The 23,417-nt window shown below is 59.9% G+C and carries 15 protein-coding genes and 3 pseudogenes; 12 read left to right on the top strand and 6 right to left on the bottom strand.

Annotated features, from left to right (window positions below):
* Positions 1-92 precede the first annotated feature (92 nt).
* Both AC4ANK_RS27625 and AC4ANK_RS27620 read right to left on the bottom strand, forming a co-directional pair.
* Complete coding sequence (locus AC4ANK_RS27625; protein ID WP_002555726.1) at positions 93-1,418, bottom strand: LLM class flavin-dependent oxidoreductase; 1,326 nt, start codon at positions 1,416-1,418, stop codon at positions 93-95.
* A 35-nt stretch (positions 1,419-1,453) separates the two neighbouring features.
* The gene (locus AC4ANK_RS27620; protein ID WP_460385230.1) at positions 1,454-3,769 is read right to left on the bottom strand and encodes a TonB-dependent receptor; all 2,316 of its coding nucleotides are present in this window, start codon (positions 3,767-3,769) and stop codon (positions 1,454-1,456) included.
* Positions 3,770-3,942: 173 nt separating this feature from the next.
* Between AC4ANK_RS27620 and AC4ANK_RS27615 the strand changes: the two genes are divergently transcribed.
* Complete coding sequence (locus tag AC4ANK_RS27615) at positions 3,943-4,989, top strand: LacI family DNA-binding transcriptional regulator (protein ID WP_002555728.1); 1,047 nt, start codon at positions 3,943-3,945, stop codon at positions 4,987-4,989.
* 160 nt (positions 4,990-5,149) lie between these two features.
* On the opposite strand, the gene betT is transcribed toward AC4ANK_RS27615, so the two are convergent.
* A complete protein-coding gene (gene betT / locus AC4ANK_RS27610) occupies positions 5,150-7,105 on the bottom strand; it encodes a choline transporter BetT (RefSeq protein ID WP_004663279.1) in 1,956 nt (651 codons plus the stop codon).
* A 651-nt stretch (positions 7,106-7,756) separates the two neighbouring features.
* Here betT and hutU point away from each other — a divergent pair.
* From hutU to AC4ANK_RS27585, 5 genes and pseudogenes are all read left to right on the top strand, one after another.
* Positions 7,757-9,454 carry a urocanate hydratase gene (gene hutU / locus AC4ANK_RS27605; RefSeq protein ID WP_002555730.1) on the top strand — a complete coding sequence of 566 codons (1,698 nt, stop codon included), beginning with the start codon at positions 7,757-7,759 and terminating at the stop codon, positions 9,452-9,454.
* A 113-nt stretch (positions 9,455-9,567) separates the two neighbouring features.
* A complete protein-coding gene (locus AC4ANK_RS27600; protein WP_460383797.1) occupies positions 9,568-10,536 on the top strand; it encodes an ABC transporter substrate-binding protein in 969 nt (322 codons plus the stop codon).
* 73 nt (positions 10,537-10,609) lie between these two features.
* A complete protein-coding gene (locus tag AC4ANK_RS27595; RefSeq protein WP_002555732.1) occupies positions 10,610-11,461 on the top strand; it encodes an ABC transporter permease in 852 nt (283 codons plus the stop codon).
* Complete coding sequence (locus tag AC4ANK_RS27590; protein ID WP_002555733.1) at positions 11,458-12,288, top strand: quaternary amine ABC transporter ATP-binding protein; 831 nt, start codon at positions 11,458-11,460, stop codon at positions 12,286-12,288. Before AC4ANK_RS27595 ends, AC4ANK_RS27590 begins: the two co-directional genes overlap by 4 nt.
* A gap of 12 nt (positions 12,289-12,300) precedes the next feature.
* Positions 12,301-13,584, top strand: a pseudogene (locus AC4ANK_RS27585) (HAL/PAL/TAL family ammonia-lyase); the annotation flags it as partial.
* A 15-nt stretch (positions 13,585-13,599) separates the two neighbouring features.
* Here the strand turns inward: AC4ANK_RS27585 and AC4ANK_RS27580 are convergent.
* The gene (locus AC4ANK_RS27580; RefSeq protein WP_460382697.1) at positions 13,600-14,349 is read right to left on the bottom strand and encodes an IS5 family transposase; all 750 of its coding nucleotides are present in this window, start codon (positions 14,347-14,349) and stop codon (positions 13,600-13,602) included.
* A 76-nt stretch (positions 14,350-14,425) separates the two neighbouring features.
* Between AC4ANK_RS27580 and AC4ANK_RS27575 the strand changes: the two are divergent.
* The 5 genes and pseudogenes from AC4ANK_RS27575 to hutG all read left to right on the top strand — a co-directional run.
* Positions 14,426-14,689: pseudogene (locus AC4ANK_RS27575) on the top strand (histidine ammonia-lyase); the annotation flags it as partial.
* Between the two features lie 55 nt (positions 14,690-14,744).
* Positions 14,745-16,292 (top strand): histidine ammonia-lyase, encoded by a 1,548-nt coding sequence (hutH, locus tag AC4ANK_RS27570; RefSeq protein ID WP_002555735.1) that lies wholly within the window; start codon positions 14,745-14,747, stop codon positions 16,290-16,292.
* Positions 16,293-16,398: 106 nt separating this feature from the next.
* Positions 16,399-17,775: an amino acid permease gene (locus AC4ANK_RS27565; RefSeq protein WP_002555736.1), complete on the top strand. Its 1,377-nt coding sequence runs from the start codon at positions 16,399-16,401 to the stop codon at positions 17,773-17,775.
* Positions 17,776-17,790: 15 nt separating this feature from the next.
* Positions 17,791-18,996, top strand: a complete 1,206-nt coding sequence (hutI, locus tag AC4ANK_RS27560; RefSeq protein ID WP_002555737.1) for an imidazolonepropionase — start codon at positions 17,791-17,793, stop codon at positions 18,994-18,996.
* 11 nt (positions 18,997-19,007) lie between these two features.
* Entirely contained in the window at positions 19,008-19,808 is an 801-nt protein-coding gene (gene hutG / locus AC4ANK_RS27555; protein ID WP_002555738.1) for an N-formylglutamate deformylase, read from the top strand.
* 185 nt (positions 19,809-19,993) lie between these two features.
* Here the strand turns inward: hutG and AC4ANK_RS27550 are convergent, their stop codons facing one another.
* Positions 19,994-22,234 (bottom strand): heavy metal translocating P-type ATPase, encoded by a 2,241-nt coding sequence (locus AC4ANK_RS27550; RefSeq protein ID WP_002555739.1) that lies wholly within the window; start codon positions 22,232-22,234, stop codon positions 19,994-19,996.
* 86 nt (positions 22,235-22,320) lie between these two features.
* Between AC4ANK_RS27550 and cadR the strand changes: the two genes are divergently transcribed.
* Positions 22,321-22,767 carry a Cd(II)/Pb(II)-responsive transcriptional regulator gene (gene cadR / locus AC4ANK_RS27545; RefSeq protein WP_002555740.1) on the top strand — a complete coding sequence of 149 codons (447 nt, stop codon included), beginning with the start codon at positions 22,321-22,323 and terminating at the stop codon, positions 22,765-22,767.
* A 21-nt stretch (positions 22,768-22,788) separates the two neighbouring features.
* On the opposite strand, the pseudogene AC4ANK_RS27540 reads toward cadR, so the two are convergent.
* Positions 22,789-23,409, bottom strand: a pseudogene (locus AC4ANK_RS27540) (hypothetical protein); the annotation flags it as partial.
* Positions 23,410-23,417 lie beyond the last annotated feature (8 nt).

Raw genomic sequence — 23,417 nt, 5'->3', positions numbered from 1 at the left:
GCGAACAATGCGGACCACCGCCCCGGTCGCTCCCACGCCCTGCGGGCAGAAGCCCGCTTTCTGCGCTCATCAGGACTTGCATGCGGCAACGATCAAAATTTGTAAGCAGGCCGCTGCAGCCCCAGGTTCTCGCGCAACGTTGTGCCTTCATATTCAGTACGAAACAGCCCGCGCCGCTGTAGCTCCGGCACCAGCAATTGCGCGACGTCTTCCAGACCTCCCGGCAAATGCGGCACCAGCACGTTGAAGCCGTCTGCCGCGCCGTGTTCGAACCAGGTTTGCAGCTCATCGGCGATCTGCTCAGGCGTACCGATCAGGCTGTAATGCCCTCGCCCACCGGCAATCCGCCGTCCCAGCTGCGCCAGGGTCAGGTTTTCCTGATCGGCCAGTTCGGTGAGCAGTTTCTGCCGGCTGCGCTGGCCGCTGTCAGTTAGCGGCAGCTCTGGCAACGGGCCGTCCAGCGGGTAGCCCGACAGGTCGAAATTGCCCAGCATACGGCCTAACAGGGCGACACCCACCTGAGGCTCGACCAGCTCCTGAAACGACTCGAATTTCGCTTTCGCCAACGCCTCGGTTTCGGCCACGACGATGAACACGCCGGGCATGACTTTCAACGAATCTGCGTCACGTCCGTATCCGCCAAGGCGGCCCTTGATGTCCGCATAAAACGCCTGGGCACTGGCCAGCGAGGTCTGTGCGGTGAACACCACTTCCGCGGTCTGCGCCGCCAGATCGCGGCCGACTTCAGAGGAACCCGCCTGCACGACCACGGGCTGCCCTTGCGGCGAACGCGCCACGTTCAGCGGGCCTTTGACACTGAAGTGCTCACCCTGATGATTGAGCACATGTAATTTGGCCGGGTCGTAATATTCACCGCTGGTCTTGTCGCGGGTAAACGCGTCATCTGCCCAGCTGTCCCACAGGCCGGTCACCACCTGATGAAACTCCCGTGCGCGGCTATAGCGCTCGGCATGCCCCACATGCTCGGCGCGCCCGAAGTTCTGCGCTTCGGCGGCGGCATCGGAGGTCACCAGATTCCAGCCCGCTCGCCCCCCGGACAAGTGATCCAGCGAGGCGAACTTGCGAGCAACGTGATACGGCTCGTTGTAGGTGGTGGTCGCCGTCGCGATCAGACCGATGTGATCGGTCACCGCGCTCAACGCCGAGAGCAGAGTCAGCGGCTCGAAATGATCAGAGCGGGCCATGCGGCTGGCGATATCGCCGGTGGCGGCAGCCACGCTGTCGGCCACGAACAACGTATCGAATTTTGCCGCTTCCGCGACCTTGGCCACGTGCCGATAGTGCTTGAAATCCAGCCCTGCATCGGCAGGCACATCAGGGTGACGCCAAGCCGCAACGTGGTGCCCGGTGGCCATCAGAAAAGCGCCGAGTTTCATCTGTCGAGCAGTCGTGCTCATTCTTCACTCCTTACTGTGTTACCGCGTGCCACGACTCAAAAATCCTTGCGTAGCTGTACGCCGAAATAACGCTCGTTATCACGCGGTACAGACCGGTAAACATAGCTACCACCGGTGGCCAGCATCGGCGAATAGGACTTGTCTGCCAGATTCTTGCCGAGCAGCGCCACGCGCCAGCCACTGTTGTAATCGGCCAATGCCACGCTGGCATTCCAGATGCCGTAAGCGCCTTGCTTGGTGTCCGGGTTCTGGCTGATGTCGTACTGCACTTCGCTCTGCCAGCTGTAATCGGTGCCCAACTCGATATCCAGACCGTTGTCCAGCGGGATGGTGTAGTCGGCACGAACGTAGCTTTTCCAGTCAGGGCTATACGGCAGGGTTTTGCCATCGACGTTGCACGACGCCGCTGCACCGGCCGGGCAGGCAAAGCTGTCGATGCGCGCCTTGGTGTAAGACAGCGCGCCGGAGAATTTCAGGTTACGGGTGGCCTGCAAGGCGTAATCCAGTTCGACGCCTTCAGTACTGACACTGCCTGCGTTGATCAGCCGCGTAACGACCTGCCCGGCAACGCTGTCGAAGAAGTTCGCCTGATAGTTATCGTAATCGCTATGGAACACCGCCAGGTTGGTGGTCAGGCGATTGTTCCAGGTGGTGGCCTTGACCCCGACTTCCCAGGTGTTCGAGGTCTCCGGTTTCAAAGCGTCGGTGTCACGCGGCTGCATGTTGAAGAACACGTTGTAAGCCGGGCCTTTATAGCCGCGCGAGTAGGTGATGTAGGTCATCACGCTGTCGCTCAGGTCATATTGCAGACCCAGCCGCCCGGACTTGCCATCCTCGTCCACCGAACCGGAACTGCTGGTCGCAGGCTGAATGCCGCTGACCGTGGTCGCCGATGTCGAAACGCGGCGATGGTCGTATTCCAGATCATCGTGGGTCCAGCGCGCCCCGGCAATCGCACGGAAGTCCGGGGTGAAGTTGAAGGTGGTTTCGCCGAATACCGAATAGCTGTCGGTGGTGGTGCTGTAATCGGCGATACCACGGTCCTGACGGGTTGGCGTGATGAGCGTGCGCTGGTAGGTCTCGTCGCTCTTGCCATGCATATAGAACAGACCGCCGACATACTCGACAAACTGGCCCTTTGGCGATGCCAGACGTAGCTCCTGAGAGTACTGATTGAACTCCAGATCGCCTTTGTCTTCGGTGCCGGGGAATGCAGCGGTGACGGTGCCGAGACGGTCGCCATCCTGATACTGGGTGTTATCCCAGCCCCGCCAGGCGGTGATGGAGGTCAGGGTGTAATCGCCCAGTTGCCAGTCAAGCTGGCCGGACAGGCCCTTGTTGACGTCCTCGACATGGCTGCGGTAATCACTAAGCACGTTGCGGTTGTCACTGTCGGCGCGCACCGGTGACAGCGCACTGGCGAACGCCGGGGTCAGCGCCTTGCTCACCACGCCGTTTGGCGCGTCGTCATGGGACTGCATGTAGTCCGCGGCAAGGGTGAAGGTGATGTCGTCGTTGGGTGTGAATTCCAGCTTGCCGCGTGCGCCCTTGCGGTTGTAACCGTTAACTTCCTGACCGTTGAGCTTGTTATCGACGTTGCCGTCATAGCTGCCGAACAGCGTGGTAATCGAGCCCTTGAGGGTTTGCGGAATCAGACTGCCGCCGATGCCGAAACGGGTGCGGCTTTCGTTGCCGCTGTAATACGACTGATCGATGTAACCGTGGGTCTCTTCGGTCGGCGCCTTGGTAGTGACGTTGAGCACGCCAGCCGAGGCATTCTTGCCAAACAACGTACCTTGCGGGCCGCGCAGCACTTCGATGCGCTCAAGGTCGAGCAGGTCCAGCGTGGCCTGGCCCGGACGCGCGTACACCACGCCATCGATGACTGTCGCCACTGTAGGCTCGACACCCGGCGAGGTGGAAATGGTGCCGACACCGCGAATGAACAGCGAGGTGTCCTTGTTGGACGCACCGGTACGGAAATTCAGCGAAGGCACTTGCTGAACGATGCTGGCCACGCCGTTGCGATTGTCCCGCTCCAGCTGTTCGCCCTGAATTACCGAAACTGCGACCGGTACTTTTTGCAGCGACTCTTCACGGCGCGTGGCCGTTACGGTGACGGACTCCAGCGCTACCGTTTCAGTGCTCTGCGTTGCTGCGTTATCTGCCATTGCCGGAACCCACGGCAACGCCGCAAGCCCCATCAACAGCCAGCCATAACGGCGCCCCCGCGCCGCATGAGCCTGATCGATGGCTTGCGCCAGTAGTGTGTGTTTGATGCTATCCCCATGTGTTGTGTGCATCTGCGTGCCTACCTGAAATATGCCCTGATCCGACAATGCGATACGCACTGACGCCTGTTGATTGCTGGCTAAACCGGGGTCCGGGCATTCGCGGTGGCGAGTAGCAGACAAACCATCTTTGTTAGCGCTAACATAGCCAGTATCAGGAAACGGCGAATAGATCGTCCAATACTGAAAAATTAGTTTTATATTCTTTTTACTTTTATACGAAGTGATCGAGCATGGCCGACGAGAAACCCGCGACACGCAAACGCCGAGGCGCAGGCCGGGTGACGATCACGGCAGTGGCGCGTGAGGCCGGTGTCTCGGCCATTACCGTATCGCGCTATTTCAATCAGCCGGAGCAAGTCTCGCCCGAACTGCGTGAGCGGATTGCAGCCGTGGTTAATGCGCTGGGCTATGTGCCCAATCTGGTGGCAGGCGGCCTGGCGTCGGCGCGCAGCCGGGTGGTAGCGATGGTGATTCCCAACATCTCCGGGCCGATCTTCGCCAACACCATTCAGGGTTTCAGCGACACGCTGAGCCAGCATGGTTTTCAGTTGCTGCTGGCCTCCAGCTACTTTTCCGCCGAACAGGAAGAAAGCGCAGTGCGGGCGTTTCTGGGCTGGTCACCGGCAGCACTGGTGCTGACCAGTCGTTTCCACAGCCCGGCTACCGAGAAAATGATCGAGCAGACCGATGTCCCGGTGATCGAAACCTGGGACCACCAGCCCGAACGCAGCCCGATCCAGATTGGCTTTTCTCACTATGACGTCGGCGTCACGGCAGCCCGCTATTTGTACGACAAGGGCTACCGCCGCATCGCGTTCGTGCAGAACAGCATCGCAGGCGACTTCAGCGCACTGGAGCGGCGTGACGGCTATATCGCCACACTTGAAGGGCTCGGCATCAAACCGTGGGTCTTTGTCCCTGACGCCGGACGCGCGCCGTTCGAAGCAGGCAAACAGGCCATGGAAACACTAATGAGCCAAACACCGCGCCCCGACGCCATCTTCTTCGCCAACGACAACCTGGCAGCCGGCGCCCTGCTCGCCAGCCAGCGCGCAGGCCTGCATATACCGAAGGATTGTGCCGTGATGGGCTTTGGCGATTACGCCTTCGCAGAAATGATGCTCCCTAGCCTGACCACTATCAAACCGCCAGCATTGGAGATCGGCGTACTGGCCGCAACGCGTGTGCTTGAAAGCCTTGGCGTGTTGCCGGTGGAGGGAGACATACAGCGGCTGAATTTGCTGGAGTGCCGGTTGGTAGAGCGCGAGAGTACGTGAGCCCGACGCAATCTCAAGCCTACGCTGGGGGGCGTAGAACGATGACTTCAGCCATCGTGCGACGCTCCGCGTCGCATGCCGTTCTGGACGCTCTGCGTCCTCGCCTGAACATGAGGCGCGGCGCAGAGCGTGAGGGACGATAGGTGCTCTTAATCCTCTATCACCGCACCAGATGCAAGAACTGCATATGCCGTTCGTACTGGTCGAGCACGTCGTTGATGACCTGTTCCTTGGTGTAGCCCACCAGATCGTAGTCCTGACTGCCTTCGCTCAGGTGAACCTCGGCGCGGTAGTAGCGGCGGTTGTTCAACTGTTTGGAACCCATGCCGCCACGCGCGAACGAAGGGGTGAAGAAGCCCTTCATCTGCACCTGATAGATGAACGGACGCTCTTCGCCGTGACCGATTTCCAGGGTCACCGAGTCGTTGGAAGGGTCAGGTACGTTGACCACGCTCAAGCCCTTCTCGACAAACACCGCTGTCACTTCTTCAATCGCTGGACGCACGGTCTGGTCAAGGAAGCGATACACCTCGTCTCGCGACGGGTAATGCACGGCCTGGCTCAGACGCTGACGCCAGCCGCCACGTCGTGAGCCGGACACTGGTGCCAGCGAATACAGTTGCGCAATCTGGCGCTGGGATTCCATGACGAACGCTTTGTGCAGGCCCCACATCATCAGTAGCAGGATCAGCGAGAACGGCAACGACGTCAGCACCACCGCTGATTTAAGCGCATCGATACTGCCCGAGAACAGCAGGCCGCTGGTGATCAGTGCAGTCGCCACACCCCAGAACACCCGCAGCCATTTCGGACCGTCTTCGTCAGGGTTGCCGCCTTTGGCGGAAAGCGTCGACAGCACCACCGTGCCCGAATCGGCAGAGGTGACAAAGAACACAAAGCTGATAAATACCGTGACCGCAATGACAGTCTTGCTCCACGGATAGGTTTCCAGCAGCAGGTACAGGGTCATCGACGGATCATCGATGGCCGACTGGCCCAGCGCAGTCATGCCGTGGTTGAGCACCTGATCGATGGCGCTGTTGCCGAAGATCGACATCCAGGCCAGGGTGAAACCCAGCGGGATCAGCAACACACCGAAGACGAACTCACGGATGGTCCGGCCACGCGAGATGCGCGCAATGAACAGGCCCACGAACGGCGCCCAGGCAATCCACCAGGCCCAATAGAACACGGTCCAGCCGCCCAGCCAGTCACTCGGCTCGTTGTAGGCATACACGTCGAAACTCTTGCTCGGCAGTGCACCCAGGTAGTCACCGATGTTCTGCACCAGCGTGTTGAGCAAGTGCTGAGTCGGGCCGGCAAACAGCACGAACAGCAGCAGCGCACAGGCCAGCAGCATGTTGATGTCGGACATGACGCGCACGCCCTTGTCGACACCGGCTATCGCGACCAGAATCGCCGCGCCCATCATCAGGGTAATCAGACCGACCTGAATCCAGTGGGTATGCGCCACGCCAAACAGGTAATCCAGACCGGAATTGAGGTGCAATACCCCGAAGCCCATGTCTGCGCCCAAGCCGAAGATGGTCGCAATGATGCCGAAGCCATCGACCGCGTAACCGATAGGGCCATTGATGCGCTTGCCGATCAGCGGGTACAACGCCGAACGCAGGGCCAGCGGCAGGTTGTGGCGATAAGCGAAGTAGGCCAGCGCCATGCCGACAAAGGCAAACACGCCCCAGCCATGCAGGCCCCAGTGCAGAAACAGCAACTGCATGCCCTGACGCGCGGCCTCAGCCGTACCGCCTTCGCCCTGCGGCGGTTGCAGCAGGTGCGTCAGTGGCTCTGAAACGCAGAAAAAGAACAGCGTGATGCTGATGCCGGCGGCAAACAGCATCCCGGCCCATGACAGGTAACTGAACTCGGGTTCGTCGTGGTCGGCGCCGAGCTTGATCTTGCCGAAGCCCGACAAGGCGGTGACCACCACGAAGACCAGATACAGCGTCATGACCATCATGTAGTACCAGCCGACCGTATTGGCCGCCCAGTTTTGCGCCGCCAGCAGCCATTCTCCGCTGGCTTGCGGGAAGGCAATGACAACGATGCCAAAAATCAGAATAAAGCTCGCGGCGAAGTAGAACACTGGAGCGTTCATGCGGACGTTGCCGCTTGAAGAAGTACTCGGAGAGCTCATCGGTTGCGTGCCTCCGGACTGATAAAACCAACTGCAAAAAGCGGATACGGCAAGGGTAAGCCTCCTGTTGTGAGCGGGCAGCGAACCACCGGTTTAACTTGAACGAGCGTTCAATTTAAACATGAAAGTGCCCGTAAAGACTAATCGGGGGCCAGTGAATGCTCGCTCAGGCTTGGGTATGACGCATGCTTGAGCGGGATCGTTCCCATCCTCAGGCAACACAATTCAGGCCCTCCCAACGGGGATTTTTCAGGTATCTATAAATGACCGATGTTGACCCTGCGACCCTGCGCACATTTACCGCACCATTCTGTTACCTGCCGCCCCAAAAGCGCGCAAATCACGCTTCAGGTAACACGCCTGACCTCGCCTCACACATTGTTCGCCTGCTCGGAAAAGTCCGCTACCCCTTGAAAACACTGAGCCGCAGGGCCATCGAACGATCAATGAACAGCCGCCAGACAAAGTTGGTCTTCTGATTGCATATGCTTGTATGTACAAGTAGAGACAGGCTAGACATTCTGTCTTTCTACTGGACTGAATCGGCCTGCTTCGCCAGGCACTGTTCGCCCTTCAACGGGCTGGTTCGCATTGATCGCCGAGGATTTTTTTGTGACCGAGAATAATCAAGACCTGAAGCAGAACTGGACCCGCCATCGCGAAGGCGTCGTACGGGCTGCCCGCGGCACTCAATTGACAGCCAAAAGCTGGCTGACCGAAGCGCCGCTGCGCATGTTGATGAACAACCTCGACCCGGAAGTCGCCGAGAACCCCAACGAGTTGGTGGTTTATGGTGGCATCGGTCGCGCTGCGCGCAACTGGGAGTGCTACGACAAAATCGTCGAAAGCCTCACTCAGCTCAACGATGATGAGACCCTGCTGGTGCAGTCCGGCAAGCCGGTTGGTGTGTTCAAGACCCACAGCAACGCCCCGCGCGTACTGATCGCCAATTCCAACCTGGTGCCGCACTGGGCCAGCTGGGAGCACTTCAACGAACTGGATGCCAAGGGCCTGGCAATGTATGGCCAGATGACCGCAGGCAGCTGGATCTACATCGGCAGCCAGGGAATCGTGCAAGGCACCTACGAAACCTTCGTCGAAGCCGGACGCCAGCACTATGACGGCAATCTCAAGGGTCGCTGGGTGCTGACCGCAGGTTTGGGCGGCATGGGTGGCGCGCAGCCGCTGGCCGCGACATTGGCCGGGGCCTGCTCGCTGAACATCGAATGTCAGCAGAGCCGTATCGATTTCCGCATCAAGACCCGCTACGTCGACGAACAGGCCGCTGATCTGGATGACGCTCTGGCGCGCATTGCCAAATACACCGCCGAAGGCAAAGCCATCTCCATCGCCCTGTGCGGCAACGCAGCAGAAATTCTGCCGGAAATGGTCCGTCGCGGTGTGCGCCCGGACATGGTCACCGACCAGACCAGCGCCCACGACCCGCTCAATGGCTACCTGCCCAAAGGCTGGACCTGGGACGAGTACCGTGCCCGCTCGGTCAGCGAGCCGGCCAGTGTGGTCAAGGCGGCCAAGCAATCGATGGCCGAACACGTCGAAGCCATGCTCGCCTTCCAGCAAGCGGGCATTCCTACCTTCGACTATGGCAACAACATTCGCCAGATGGCCAAAGAAGTCGGCGTCGCCAATGCCTTCGATTTCCCCGGTTTCGTCCCGGCCTACATCCGCCCGTTGTTCTGCCGCGGCATCGGGCCGTTCCGCTGGGCCGCGCTGTCGGGTGACCCAGAAGACATCTACAAGACCGACGCCAAGGTCAAGGAACTGATTCCCGACGACGATCACCTGCACAACTGGCTGGACATGGCCCGTGAACGCATCAGTTTTCAGGGGCTGCCCGCGCGCATCTGCTGGGTCGGCCTGGGTCAGCGCGCCAAGCTGGGTCTGGCCTTCAATGAAATGGTTCGCAGCGGCGAGCTGTCGGCACCGGTGGTAATCGGCCGCGACCACCTGGACTCCGGTTCGGTCGCCAGCCCCAACCGCGAAACCGAATCCATGCGCGATGGCTCCGATGCCGTCTCCGACTGGCCGCTGCTCAATGCCCTGCTCAATACCGCCAGCGGCGCGACCTGGGTTTCGCTGCACCACGGCGGCGGCGTGGGCATGGGCTTCTCGCAGCACTCCGGCATGGTGATCGTCTGTGACGGTACGGACGAAGCCGCCGAACGCATCGCCCGCGTCCTTCATAACGACCCGGCCACCGGTGTGATGCGCCATGCCGATGCCGGTTATGACATTGCCATCGACTGTGCCAGAGAGCAGGGCTTGAACCTGCCGATGATCGGACGTTAAGGGGGCTGCGGTTATCAAACCGACAGACTCGGGGGAACGGGCATGAACATGCCCACAGGCCGGATGCCTACTTGAAGCTGCCGTCATCCATTTCAGGCTTAGGAGCATCGATAATGAATATGAAAAAGGCCCTGCTGACCACCTTGGTATCCGCTGGCCTGCTCGCCAGCGCAGGCACAAGTCAGGCTGCCGGCTGGTGCGAATCAGGCAAGCCGGTGAAATTCGCCGGTCTTAACTGGGAAAGCGCGATGCTGCTGACCGACATTCTGCAGGTCGTTCTGGACAAGGGTTACGGCTGCACCGTTGACGCCCTGCCTGGTAATTCCATCGCCATGGAAAACGCCTTGAGCACCAACGATATCCAGATCTTTGCCGAAGAATGGGTCGGCCGCAGCGAGGTCTGGAGCAAGGCCGCCGCAGCCGGAAAAGTGGTCGGTGTCGGCGCGCCTATCGTTGGCGCAGTGGAAGGCTGGTATGTGCCCCGCTATGTGATCGAAGGCGATGCCAAACGCAAGCTTGAAGCCAAGGCACCCAACCTGAAATCCATCAGCGATCTGGCCCAATATTCGGCGGTGTTCAAGGATCAGGAAGAGCCCGGCAAAGGCCGCTTCTACAACTGCCCGGCTGGCTGGACCTGCGAGCTGGAAAACAGCGAAATGCTCAAGAGCTATGGCCTGGAAAGCAAATACACCAACTTCCGCCCGGGCACCGGCCCTGCGCTGGATGCGGCTATTCTCTCCAGCTACAAACGTGGCGAGCCGATCCTGACCTACTACTGGTCGCCGACTCCGCTCATGGGCCAGGTGGACCTGGTGCGTCTGGAGGAGAAAGCCGGGGTCAACAAGACGATCGATATCAAGGTCGGCGTGTCCAAAGTGTTCCACGATGAGGCCCTTGAACTGGTCGCCATCCTGGAAAAGGTCAACCTGCCTATCGACCTGCTCAACCAGAACCTGGGGCGCATGGCCAAGGAACGTATCGAATCGCCGAAGCTGGCGAAGATTTTCCTGAAAGAGCACCCCGAAGTCTGGCACAAATGGATCAGCGAAGACGCCGCGAAAAAGGTGGACGCTTCGCTGTAAACGAAAGGGCAGTCGGACTGACAAATCCGACTGCCCTGACGTTGACCCGACACACCTCATTTGAGAGCCGCTTATGTTTCCTGAAAGCTTCACTTTCTCGATCGCCAACTGGGTCAACGACGGGGTCGACTCGCTGGTGACTCAGTATGGCGATGTGTTCCGGCACATTTCCGACACCCTGCTATGGGCCATCGTCAACCTCGAAAGCCTGCTGCGCATGGCGCCGTGGTGGCTGATGCTGATAATCGTTGGCGGCATTGCCTGGCACGCGACACGCAAGATCGTCACGACGCTGGTCATCGTCGGCCTGCTGTTTCTGGTCGGTGCGGTCGGGTTGTGGGACAAGCTGATGCAGACATTGGCGCTGATGCTGGTCGCCACGATCATTGCGGTACTGATCGGCATTCCACTGGGCATTCTCTCCGCGCGCAGCAATCGCCTGCGCTCGGTGCTGATGCCGCTGCTGGACATCATGCAGACCATGCCCAGCTTCGTTTACCTGATTCCGGTGCTGATGCTGTTCGGCCTGGGCAAGGTCCCGGCCATCTTCGCCACGGTGATCTATGCCGCGCCGCCATTGATTCGTCTGACCGACCTGGGCATTCGTCAGGTTGACGGTGAAGTGATGGAAGCCATCAACGCCTTCGGTGCCAACCGCTGGCAGCAGCTGTTTGGTGTGCAACTGCCACTGGCCATGCCGAGCATCATGGCCGGGATCAACCAGACCACCATGATGGCGCTGTCGATGGTTGTCATCGCCTCGATGATCGGCGCACGCGGGCTGGGTGAAGACGTGCTGGTGGGCATTCAGACGCTCAACGTCGGACGCGGGCTGGAAGCGGGTCTGGCCATCGTCATTCTGGCGGTCGTCATCGACCGTATCACGCAGGCCTATGGCCGCCCACGGCATGAGGCGCACAAATGAGCAGCGTGGAACCGAGCAAGATCGTCGTTAAAAACGTATTCAAGATTTTTGGCAACCGCTCAAAGGAAGCACTGGCGCTGATCAAACAGAACCAGAGCAAGGATCAGGTACTGGCGCAAACTGGCTGCGTGGTCGGGGTCAACGACCTGTCGCTGTCGATCGGCAGTGGCGAAATCTTCGTCATCATGGGCCTGTCCGGTTCCGGCAAATCGACGCTGGTACGCCACTTCAACCGCCTGATCGACCCTACCAGCGGCGAGATTCTGGTCGATGGCGAAGACATCCTGCGCTACGACATGGAGGCGCTGCGCCAATTCCGTCGGCACAAGATCAGCATGGTGTTCCAGAGCTTCGGCCTGCTGCCGCACAAGACCGTGCTGGCCAACGTCGCGTACGGCCTGAAAGTGCGCGGCGAGAGCAAGGCGCTGTGCCAGGAACGCGCGCAGCACTGGATAACGACCGTAGGCCTGAAGGGCTATGAGAACAAATACCCGCACCAGCTTTCTGGCGGCATGCGTCAGCGTGTGGGTCTGGCCCGCGCGCTGGCGGCCGACACCGACATCATTCTGATGGACGAAGCGTCCAGCGCCCTCGACCCGTTGATTCGCGCCGAGATGCAGGACCAGTTGCTGGAACTGCAAGCCAGCCTGCACAAGACCATCGTGTTCATTACCCACGACCTGGACGAAGCGGTACGCATCGGCAATCGCATCGCGATCCTCAAGGATGGTCGATTGATTCAGGTCGGTACACCGAAAGAAATCCTTCACTCGCCCGCCGACGATTACGTGGACCGTTTCGTTCAGCGCCGCGTGGCTACCCTTTAAGGACCGTTGCAGATGTCGCGAGCAGAACAGATCGTCATCGGTGAAGCCCCGCTGGGCTGGCAGGACGTAGTCGCCGTGGCCCGCCATGAGGCGCAACTGGTGTTGTCGGATGCCGCCTGGGCGCGGATCGATAACGCGCAGGCCATCGTGCAGCAGATTGTCGTCAGCGGCGAGCGCGCCTATGGCGTGAACACCGGGCTCGGCGCGCTGTGCAATGTGTCACTGCAAGGCGAACAGCTCAGTCGCCTGTCGCGCAATACCCTGCTCAGCCATGCCTGCGGCGTGGGTGCGCCGCTGGCCGACGAGCAGGCTCGCGCAATCATCTGCGCCGCGATTCTCAACTACAGCCAGGGCAAGTCCGGCATTCACCGGCAAGTGGTCGAAGCGCTGCTGGCCCTGCTCAACCGAGGCATCACGCCGCAAGTACCGGCGCAGGGCTCGGTGGGTTACCTGACGCACATGGCGCACGTCGGCGTCGCGTTGCTGGGCATCGGCCAAGTCAGCTATCGCGGGCAGATCGTCCCGGCTGAGCAGGCCTTGGACGAAGAAGGTCTGGCTCCGGTCATCCTCGGTGCCAAGGACGGATTGTGCCTGGTCAACGGCACACCGTGCATGACCGGCCTGAGCTGTCTGGCCATCGCCGACGCCGAGCGTCTGAGCCAGTGGGCCGACGTGATCGGCGCGATGAGCTTCGAAGCACTGGGCGGTCAGCTGGATGCATTCGATGAGAGCATTCTTGCCCTCAAACCGCATCCCGGTATGCAGCAGGTGGGCAAAAACCTGCGCAGCGTATTGGCGGGCAGCGAAGTGCTTGCCAGCCGCCAGGGCATTCGTACCCAGGACGCGCTGAGCATCCGCTCGATTCCCCAAGTGCATGGCGCAACCCGCGATCAGTTGGCTCATGCCATTCGCCAGATCGAGACCGAGCTGAACTACCCCATGCTGCTCGGCACGCCCGATGACTGGCGCGTGGTGTCTCAGGCCAATCCGCATGGCCAGTCGGTGGCGATGGCGGCAGACCTGCTGTGCATGGCGCTGGCAGAACTGGGCTCCATCGCCGAGCGACGCCTCGACCGCCTGATCAACCCGATGGTCAGCGGCCTGCCGGCGTTTCTGGTCAGCCAGCCGGGGGTGAATTCGGGGATGATGATCGTTCAGTACGTCGCCGCCTCGCTGTGCGCGGAAAACCGCCAGATGGCGCAACCGGCGGTGGTCGATAACTACGTCACCTCCGGCCTGCAGGAAGACCATCTTAGCCTGGGCACCAGTGCCGCGCTCAAGCTGCACAAAGTGCTAGGGTCTGTTCCCGTTTCACATTGGCAGCCACAGAAAAGCGCAGGCCATTGCTATGACGCTTTCATAGTTTCTCTTGAGTTTGTCGAACCGAGAAGCCGCCGCCCGGAAATGCTTCAACCGGGCAAAGGCGTTTTCTACGAGATGTCGATTGCGATATAACCCTTTGTCCAGATCTGCGTTCCCTTTCAGAGAATTGCGCTTTCGTGGAATCACCACTTTGCTGCCTTGCTGCTCGACCTGAGCGCGTATCGCTTCAGTGTCGTAGCCCTTGTCCGCAATGATCACTTCTGCATTGGGCATCTTGGCAATCAACGAGGCCGCCTGCGAACAATCATTGGTCTGGCCTCCGGTCACGTCAAATGCAATGGGCAGCCCACAAGCGTCTACAGCCAGGTGAATCTTGCTGGTGTTACCGGCTCGGCTTTTTCCGATGGCCTGGTCCTGCGTGCTGGCAGCACCTGCACTGTGCTGATGAGCCTTTACATAACTGCCATCAATGAAAACCCACTCCATGTCAGGATCGGTCATCAGCACCTCAAGCACCTTGACCCACTTGCCTGAAGCAGACCAGGCATTGAACCGCTTGTAGACCTTGCTCCAGTTTCCAAACGCTTTCGGCAGGTCTCGCCAAGGGCAACCCACACGCATGCGGTACAGCATGCCTTCAACCGTGGTGCGCAAATCTCGCTTGTTGTAGATCGATTCGTGCAGCAAAATTTCTCGAAGCTTCGGCCAGTGCTCATCACTGAGCATTAATCGGGGCATTGCAGGCTCGTATTGGTGTTGTGTGAGAACTCCAACAATACGGGCCTGTTCTCATAGAGATCAATGGGTTACGTCGAAACGGGAACAGACCCTAGGCAACGTCACACAGATTCTGGCCATCGAGTATTTGCTGGCGGCCCAGGCGTTCGAATTCCTCAAGGCGCAAGGGTTTGGCGTGGGTACAGGTGCTGCGTGGCGACTGCTGCGCGAGCGGGTTCCGGCCTACGATGAAGACCGCTGGCTGGCCCCTGATATCGCCAGCAGCGCGGCCCTGCTCAAAGACGCAACATCGCTGGAAAGGGTTTTCCAGCACTGCCGCGATCATGCGGCAACCCTATAAAAAGCGGCGGACGGCCACACGCCGTTGCTGACATCAATCAAGGAGTAGCTGCATCGTGACCACTTTATCTGCCAAGACGCTGAACCTGATCCCCAGCCAACTGACCCTGGCGCAATTGCGCGCCATTCATCAGCAGCCGGTCAGGCTGACGCTGGACAGCAGTGCAGACCAGCAGATCGACGACAGCGTCGCCTGTGTCGAACGCATTCTGGCCGAGAACCGCACCGCCTACGGGATCAACACCGGCTTTGGCCTGCTCGCCTCGACGCGGATTGCCAGCGAAGACCTGGAAAATCTGCAGCGTTCGCTGGTGCTGTCGCATGCGGCCGGTGTTGGTCAGCCGATCAGCGATGATCTGGTGCGCTTGATCATGGTGCTCAAGGTCAACAGCCTGAGCCGTGGCTTCTCGGGTATTCGTCGGGTGGTGATCGATGCATTGATCGCGTTGATCAATGCCGAGGTCTATCCGCATATTCCGCTCAAGGGTTCGGTCGGCGCTTCGGGTGACCTGGCTCCACTGGCGCACATGTCGCTGGTGCTGTTGGGCGAAGGCAAGGCGCGTTACAAGGGCGAATGGCTGAATGCCGTCGATGCATTGGCTGTCGCTGGGCTGCAACCGCTGACCCTCGCAGCCAAGGAAGGGTTGGCGCTGCTCAACGGTACGCAAGTGTCCACCGCGTATGCACTGCGCGGCTTGTTCGAGGGCGAAGACCTGTTCGCTGCAGCGTTGACCTGTGGCTCGCTGACCGTCGAAGCCGTGCTCGGTTCGCGCTCACCCTTCGATGCACGTATTCATGCAGCACGCGGTCAGCGCGGGCAGATCGATGCCGCTGCCTGCTACCGCGACTTGCTCGGCGAAAGCAGTGGCGTGTCCGAGTCGCACCGCAACTGCGACAAGGTTCAGGACCCCTACTCGCTGCGCTGCCAGCCGCAGGTCATGGGCGCATGCCTGACCCAACTGCGTCAGGCCGCCGAAGTGCTGGAAATCGAAGCCAACGCGGTGTCCGACAACCCGCTGGTGTTCGCCGCCGAGAACGACGTCATATCCGGTGGCAATTTTCACGCCGAGCCGGTCGCCATGGCGGCAGACAATCTGGCGCTGGCCATTGCCGAGATCGGCTCGCTCAGCGAACGGCGTATTTCGCTGATGATGGACAAGCACATGTCGCAACTGCCGCCCTTCCTGGTCGCCAACGGAGGCGTCAATTCCGGCTTCATGATCGCACAGGTCACGGCCGCCGCGCTGGCCAGTGAAAACAAGGCGCTGGCTCATCCGCACAGCGTCGACAGCCTGCCGACATCCGCCAATCAGGAAGACCATGTGTCGATGGCCCCGGCCGCTGGCAAGCGGTTATGGGAAATGGCAGAAAACGTTCGCGGGATCCTTGCCGTAGAATGGTTGGCTGCCTGCCAGGGTCTGGACTTGCGTGAGGGTCTGAAAACCTCTCCGAAACTGGAGCAAGCCCGCGGCCTGTTGCGCAGCAAGGTCCCGTTCTATGAAAAGGACCGTTTTTTTGCACCGGACATCGAAGCTGCCAGTCAGCTGTTGTCCTCCACTTGCCTGAACCCGCTGGTTCCTGCACGTCTGCTACCGAGTTTGTGATGTACCGCGAGCCTGGCAGGGCTCGCTTTGGTCATTGCTGCGGGAAGCCGATTGCAGGCGTTTTCGCGGCTTTTGCCATACCTGTATGTAATGAAATGGACCTGAAATGACGTCACAAGATGGTTTGAAACGCGGGTTATCCGCCCGCCACATCCGCTTCATGGCCCTGGGCTCTGCCATCGGCACAGGGTTGTTCTACGGCTCGGCCTCGGCGATTCAACAGGCCGGTCCGGCCGTATTGCTGGCGTACCTGATCGGCGGCGCGGCGGTGTACATGGTGATGCGCGCACTGGGCGAAATGGCCGTTCACGACCCGGTTTCCGGCTCGTTCAGCCATTACGCCACGCGCTACATGGGCCCGCTGGCCGGTTTCGTACTGGGCTGGACCTACGCATTCGAAATGATCATTGTCTGCCTCGCCGACGTGACCGCATTCGGCATTTACATGGGCTTCTGGTTTCCGGAGGTGCCGCGCTGGATCTGGGTGCTGGGCATCGTGTTCCTGATCGGCGCGCTCAACCTGTGCAATGTGAAAGTCTTCGGCGAAACCGAATTCTGGCTGTCGATCCTCAAGGTCAGCGCCATCGTGGCCATGATCGTCGCAGGCTTCGGCATCATGATCTTCGGCATCGGCAGCTCGACCAGCGGCACCGAAATAGGCATCAGCAACTTGTGGGCACACGGCGGCTTCATGCCCAACGGCGTTACCGGCCTGATCGCTTCGTTTGCGGTGGTGATGTTTGCCTTCGGCGGCATCGAAATCATCGGCATCACGGCAGGCGAAGCCAAAGACCCGCAACGCAGCCTGCCACAGGCGATCAACGCCGTACCGCTGCGCATTCTGCTGTTCTATGTGCTGACACTGTTTGTGCTGATGTGCATTTACCCGTGGCCGCAGATCGGCACCCAAGGCAGCCCGTTCGTGCAGATTTTCGATAATCTGGGCATTGCGTCGGCGGCAACAATCCTCAATATCGTGGTCATCTCTGCTGCGGTGTCGGCCATCAACAGCGACATCTTCGGCGCCGGGCGCATGATGTATGGCCTGGCCCGTGACGGTCAGGCACCCGCGAGCTTTGCCCGCGTGTCGCGGCATGGCGTGCCGTGGATGACCGTACTGGTGATGGGCATAGCGCTGCTGGGCGGCGTCTTGCTCAATTATCTGATACCCAAAGACGTGTTCCTGCTGATCGCTTCGCTGGCAACGTTTGCCACGGTCTGGGTCTGGCTGATGATTCTGCTCACCCAGGTTGCCATGCGCCGTTCGATGAGCTGCGAAGAGGCCGCACAACTGAAATTCGCGGTGCCGTTCTGGCCTTACGGACCGGCCGCCGCCATCGTCTTCATGCTGTTCATCTTCGGCGTGCTGGGCTATTTCCCGGATAACCGTGCAGCCTTGATCGTCGGCGCAATCTGGATTGTGCTGCTGCTCATCGCCTACGGGTTGTGGGTCAAGCCAAAGGCGCTCAACAAACCCCACTGACCAAAGAGGCCCGGAATGAAAACGCTCTGGAAACACTGTCACATCGCAAGCATGGCGCACGGTAAATACTCGATCATCGAGAATGCCGCCATCGTGACCTCCGGAGCGCTCATCGAGTGGATCGGGCCTGAAACCGAGCTGGCCGAGCCGGAACATGACAACTGTATCGATCTGGGCGGAGCATGGGTGACGCCCGGCCTGATCGACTGTCACACGCACACAGTGTTTGGCGGCAACCGCAGCGGCGAGTTCGAACAGCGTCTCCAGGGTGTGAGCTACGCCGAGATTGCCGCAGCAGGCGGCGGTATCGCCAGCACGGTGCGCGCGACTCGTGCGGCCAGTGAAGATGAGCTGTACGCCAGCGCCGAGCGACGCTTGCGACACTTGCTCAAGGACGGCGTGACTACCGTCGAGATGAAGTCAGGTTATGGGCTGGACCTGGAAAACGAGCGCAAGATCCTGCGGGTGATCCGCCGCCTGGGTAATACCCAACCGGTCACCGTACGCGCCACCTGTCTGGCCGCCCACGCCCTGCCACCGGAATACGCGGATCGCGCCGACGACTATATCAATCACATCTGCAACGACATGCTGCCGACACTGGCTGCCGAAGGGCTGGTGGATGCCGTGGACGCGTTCTGCGAGTACCTGGCGTTTTCACCTGCGCAGGTCGAGCAGGTGTTCATCAGCGCAGGGCAGTTGGCGCTGCCGGTCAAACTGCATGCCGAGCAGCTTTCTTCGCTGGGCGGGTCAAGCCTCGCGGCACGTTACAAGGCGCTGTCGGCGGATCATCTGGAGTTCATGACCGAAGACGATGCCGTCGCCATGGCCGCTGCCGGGACCGTCGCAGTGCTGCTGCCGGGGGCGTTTTACTTCCTCCGTGAAACACAGCTGCCGCCGATGGAAGCGCTGCGCAAGCACGGCGTGCCGATTGCGATTTCCACCGACCTGAACCCCGGCACCTCGCCAGGGCTGTCGTTGCGTCTGATGCTCAACATGGCCTGCACGCTGTTTCGCATGACACCTGAAGAGGCACTGGCGGGTGTGACATTCAATGCCGCCAAGGCACTGGGCATGAGCGCGACCCACGGCTCGCTGGAGGTCGGCAAGGTAGCGGATTTCGTCGCTTGGGACATTGAGCGACCGGCTGATCTGGCCTACTGGCTGGGCGGCGATCTGGATAAACGCATCGTGCGCCACGGCGTCGAATCATCGATCTGAAGGAGAGCCCTGTGGATAACGTTCTGACATTCAAACGTGGCCGCGTTCCGCTGCTGATCAGCATGCCGCATGCCGGTCTGAAACTGACCCCAGTGGTCGAAACCGCGCTGGTGGACGAAGCATTGAGCCTGCCGGACACCGACTGGCACATTCCGCGTTTGTATGACTTCGCCGCTGAATTGGGCGCCAGCACCCTGGCCGCCGAATACTCGCGCTTTGTCATCGACCTCAACAGGCCGTCTGACGACAAGCCCATGTACGCCGGTGCGACCACCGGCCTGTTTCCGTCGATCCTGTTCGATGGCGTACCACTGTTCAAGGACGGCCAGACGCCCAGCGCCGAGGAACGAGCGCGGTATATGCAACAGATCTGGACGCCGTATCACCAGACGCTGGAGCAGGAACTGCAGCGCATGCGTGACGAGTTCGGTTATGCGCTGCTGTTCGACGCCCACTCGATTCGCGGCCACATCCCGCACCTGTTCGACGGCCGCCTGCCGGACTTCAACCTCGGCACCTTCAATGGTGTGAGCTGCGACCCGGAGCTGGCCAGCCGAATGGAGCAGGTCTGCGCTGCGGCCAAAGACTACAGCCATGTGTTGAACGGGCGCTTCAAGGGCGGCCACATCACCCGCCACTATGGTGACCCGGCCAACAACATCCATGCGGTGCAGCTGGAACTGGCGCAAAGCACCTACATGGACGAGTTCGTTCCGTTCAACTACCGCCCGGACCTTGCTGAACCGACCCGCGCGGTGCTGAAACCGTTGCTGGAAACCTTCATTGCCTGGGGACAGGAGCGGTTTGGCTGACTAAGTCGGACGCAGAGCGTCCATAAAAGCGCTACCACGCAGAGCGTGGGAGCGATACTAATAACTCTGTGGGAGCGAGCTTGCTCACGAAGACAGCCGATAGCCACACCGATTATCGTTCCCATGCTCTGCGTGGGAATGCCGTTCTGGACGCTCCGCGTCCGCCCTTCAACGCCCTCGACTGATCACTTCTTGAGCAACCGCAAGCCGTTGAACACCACCAGCAAACTCACGCCCATGTCGGCAAACACAGCCATCCACATGGTCGCCATGCCCGCAAACGTGATGCCGATAAACAACACCTTGGTCGCGATTGCCAGAACAATGTTCTGCTTGAGCACTGCCGAGGTCCGACGGGACAAGCGAATGAACGTCGGTATCTTGCGCAGATCATCGTCCATCAGGGCGACATCCGCCGTCTCTATAGCAGTATCAGTACCCGCTGCCGCCATCGCAAAACCAATCTCGGCCCGAGCCAGTGCTGGTGCATCATTGATGCCGTCACCCACCATGCCTACACGATGGTTGCGAGCATAAAGGGCCTCGATGGCACTCAGCTTGTCGGCAGGCAGCAAGTTGCCTTGCGCTTCGTCGATACCGACCTGATCGGCAATCGCCTTGGCGGTGTGCGGATTGTCGCCAGTCAGCATGACCGTTTTGATGCCCAGTTCATGCAACTGAGCGATGGCTTCACGGCTGGTTTCCTTGACAGTGTCAGCCACCGCAAACAGCGCGATCGGACCGGAGGTGTCCAGCAACAGCACCACGGTCTTGCCCTGCATTTCCAGAACATCGAGCTTCGCCTCCAGCTCTGGCGAACACAGACCCAGCTCTTCAACCAGGCGATGATTGCCCAGGTGATACATCTGGCCGTTGATTGCGCCCTTCACACCGCGTCCACCCAAGGCTTCAAACGCCGAGACCTCATGCAGCTTCAGGCTGCTGTCAGCCGACTTGGCAATCGCTTGCGAAACCGGGTGATCGGAGCGACCCGCAAGGCTCGCAGCAATGGCCGGCGCAGTGTCGGCGACCGTCGGCTCCAGCGGCACGTAGTCGGTCTGCACGGGCTTGCCGTGGGTCAGCGTGCCAGTCTTGTCGAGGGCCAGGTAATCAAGCTTCTCGCCCATTTCCAGATAAACGCCGCCCTTGATCAGGATGCCTTTGCGCGCCGCTGCCGCCAGACCGCTGACGATCGTCACCGGCGTAGAAATCACCAGCGCACAGGGGCAAGCGACTACCAACAACACCAGCGCGCGGTAAACCCAGTCAAACCATTCGCCGCCGAAAAACAGCGGCGCAATCAGCGCCACGCCCAAGGCGACAACGAACACCACCGGCGTATAGATGCGCGAGAAGCTGTCGACAAAGCGCTGGGTCGGCGCACGCGAACCCTGAGCCGCTTCTACCGCATGGATGATGCGTGCCAGCGTCGAATTGTTCGCCGCAGCGGTCACACGATATTCCAGCGAGCCCGCCTGATTGATAGTGCCCGCGAAGACCTTGTCGCCGACAGTCTTCTCGACCGGCAGGCTTTCACCTGTGATCGACGCTTGATCGATGGTCGAGTTACCGGACACCACCTCACCGTCGAGCCCTACGCGCTCACCTGGCTTGATGCGGACAATAGCGCCAATTTCAACGTTTTTAGCTTCAATTTCCTGCCAACTGCCGTCCGCCTGTTTAACGGTGGCCAGTTCCGGCGTCAATTGCATCAACCCGCTGATAGCGTTTCGGGCGCGGTCGAGGGACTTGGCTTCGATCAATTCGGCCACAGTAAACAGGAACATCACCATTGCCGCTTCAGGCCACTGTCCGATCAGAATTGCACCGGTCACCGCAATGCTCATCAGGGCATTGATATTCAGGTTGAAGTTCTTGAGCGCGATCCAGCCTTTCTTGTAGGTCGTCAGCCCACAACTGAAGATCGACACCAGCGCCAGCAGAGCAACGACCCAGGTCGGGCCGAGTGACGCCAAATGGACCACTTCAGCACCCAGTGCAGTAACGCCGGACAATGCCAGCGGCCACCAGTGTTTCTTCACGACCGGAGCCGCTTGGTCAGACGCTGCACCCTCCTCGACCGGCTCGGCCTGCATGCCCAGCGAACTGATGGCCTCACGAATCGGGTCGGTGGACGGCAGATCGTGCCAGACGCCCAGCAGGCGATTGATCAGGTTGAACTCAAGCTTCTGCACCCCGGCCAGCTTGCCCAGCTTGTTCTGGATCAGGGTTTGCTCGGTCGGGCAATCCATGGCTTCGATACGAAAGCTGCTCAAGCGACTACCTGATGCCAGCGCATCGTTAAAGGTCACCACAGCAGGTTGTGCATCGCTGGAGCAGCACGCATGAGCATGTTCTACGGGCTTTTGCTCAGGCGCATGCTCGCCGTGGTCATGTGCGGGGGAATTCTTGATCGTCGTGCCCATTCGTTGTGGCTCCAGGATTCTGCTTGTTGCCAAGTGAACACCCTGTAGCCACTATAGGGTCAAGCACTCAAACGAGATGAGTCCAAATGAAAATCGGCGAACTGGCAAAACTGACCGACACCCAGGTCGAAACCATCCGCTATTACGAGCGCGAAGGCCTGCTGCCCGCCCCTGCTCGCAGCGATGGCAACTACCGGCTGTACACTCAGGCACACATGGAGCGTCTGTCGTTTATCCGCAACTGCCGCAGCCTGGACATGACCCTGGAGGAAATCCGCAACCTGCTCAGCCTGCGCGACAGCCCGCAGGACCAGTGCGAAAGCGTCAATGCGCTGATCGACGAACACATCGAACACGTCAACGCCCGCGTCGCAAGCCTGCAAGCGCTTCAGGAACAACTACTCGACCTGCGCCGCCGCTGCAGCGATGGCGCAGCAGAGCATTGCGCGATACTGGAGAGGCTGGAAGTGACCGGGGCTGTGGCAGCGCCAGAGGGCGAGCCTTCACATGTGGGGAGGAGTCATGGGCATTGAGTTGGGTTTGACATCTCTCGTTTAACGCTGCGCAGCTTGCACCACCGCCACAAGCTCAGTGATCGCCTTTACAAGCTGATCTTTGGCAGCTTTCTCTTTCGCAGCCTCTTCACCCGCCCGCTCAGAATCAACGCGCTTGAAAGCTTCGCGTACTTCTTCGCTGAAGACGCTGATCGAGACAATATTTTCCTGCCGAAAACCAATAGGCCTGAGCGGTGTATCGCTTGGATAATCGGTCGTGTACACCACTTTAAGGGTGTCTTTATCCCGATAGCCACTGACGGTGGGTATTAGCAGAATCTCCTGATTCACACCCGTCACTTCGGTAGGGGCCCCGACATCCATGATGTAGCCGACGTAGACCTTTCGATCTGCCATCGTGATCATCACTTCATCCTTTTCGACGAATGCATCGAAAAGAGTCGAGCAGATAGGGCTGTGATCTACAGACTCGCCCAGCAGATAGGCCGCAATTTCTTCTTTTTTACTGGCACCCAGTTGCCACTTGAGAATCCTGACAGTAATAAAGGCCCCCAGACTTGGCATCGCCAAGGTCAGTAAACCTGAGAGGGCAAGGAACACACCCACTTGGCTAAAATTCCTGCCCGTGATGTCGAAGTCCTGTCCCAATTGACCTAAGGATGCTCCGA

Source organism: Pseudomonas sp. Pmew2, from assembly GCF_058129885.1.
This window is presented reverse-complemented; position numbering and strand designations above follow the sequence as displayed.

What these genes read in the sequence shown, in the direction of transcription:
- AC4ANK_RS27625 (WP_002555726.1), bottom strand. Translation starts at nt 1,418, where the DNA reads ATGAGCACGACTGCTCGACAGATGAAACTCGGCGCTTTTCTGATGGCC.
- AC4ANK_RS27615 (WP_002555728.1), top strand. Translation starts at nt 3,943, where the DNA reads ATGGCCGACGAGAAACCCGCGACACGCAAACGCCGAGGCGCAGGCCGG.
- betT (WP_004663279.1), bottom strand. Translation starts at nt 7,105, where the DNA reads ATGAACGCTCCAGTGTTCTACTTCGCCGCGAGCTTTATTCTGATTTTT.
- AC4ANK_RS27600 (WP_460383797.1), top strand. Translation starts at nt 9,568, where the DNA reads ATGAATATGAAAAAGGCCCTGCTGACCACCTTGGTATCCGCTGGCCTG.
- AC4ANK_RS27595 (WP_002555732.1), top strand. Translation starts at nt 10,610, where the DNA reads ATGTTTCCTGAAAGCTTCACTTTCTCGATCGCCAACTGGGTCAACGAC.
- AC4ANK_RS27590 (WP_002555733.1), top strand. Translation starts at nt 11,458, where the DNA reads ATGAGCAGCGTGGAACCGAGCAAGATCGTCGTTAAAAACGTATTCAAG.
- AC4ANK_RS27580 (WP_460382697.1), bottom strand. Translation starts at nt 14,349, where the DNA reads ATGCCCCGATTAATGCTCAGTGATGAGCACTGGCCGAAGCTTCGAGAA.
- AC4ANK_RS27565 (WP_002555736.1), top strand. Translation starts at nt 16,399, where the DNA reads ATGACGTCACAAGATGGTTTGAAACGCGGGTTATCCGCCCGCCACATC.
- hutI (WP_002555737.1), top strand. Translation starts at nt 17,791, where the DNA reads ATGAAAACGCTCTGGAAACACTGTCACATCGCAAGCATGGCGCACGGT.
- AC4ANK_RS27550 (WP_002555739.1), bottom strand. Translation starts at nt 22,234, where the DNA reads ATGGGCACGACGATCAAGAATTCCCCCGCACATGACCACGGCGAGCAT.
- cadR (WP_002555740.1), top strand. Translation starts at nt 22,321, where the DNA reads ATGAAAATCGGCGAACTGGCAAAACTGACCGACACCCAGGTCGAAACC.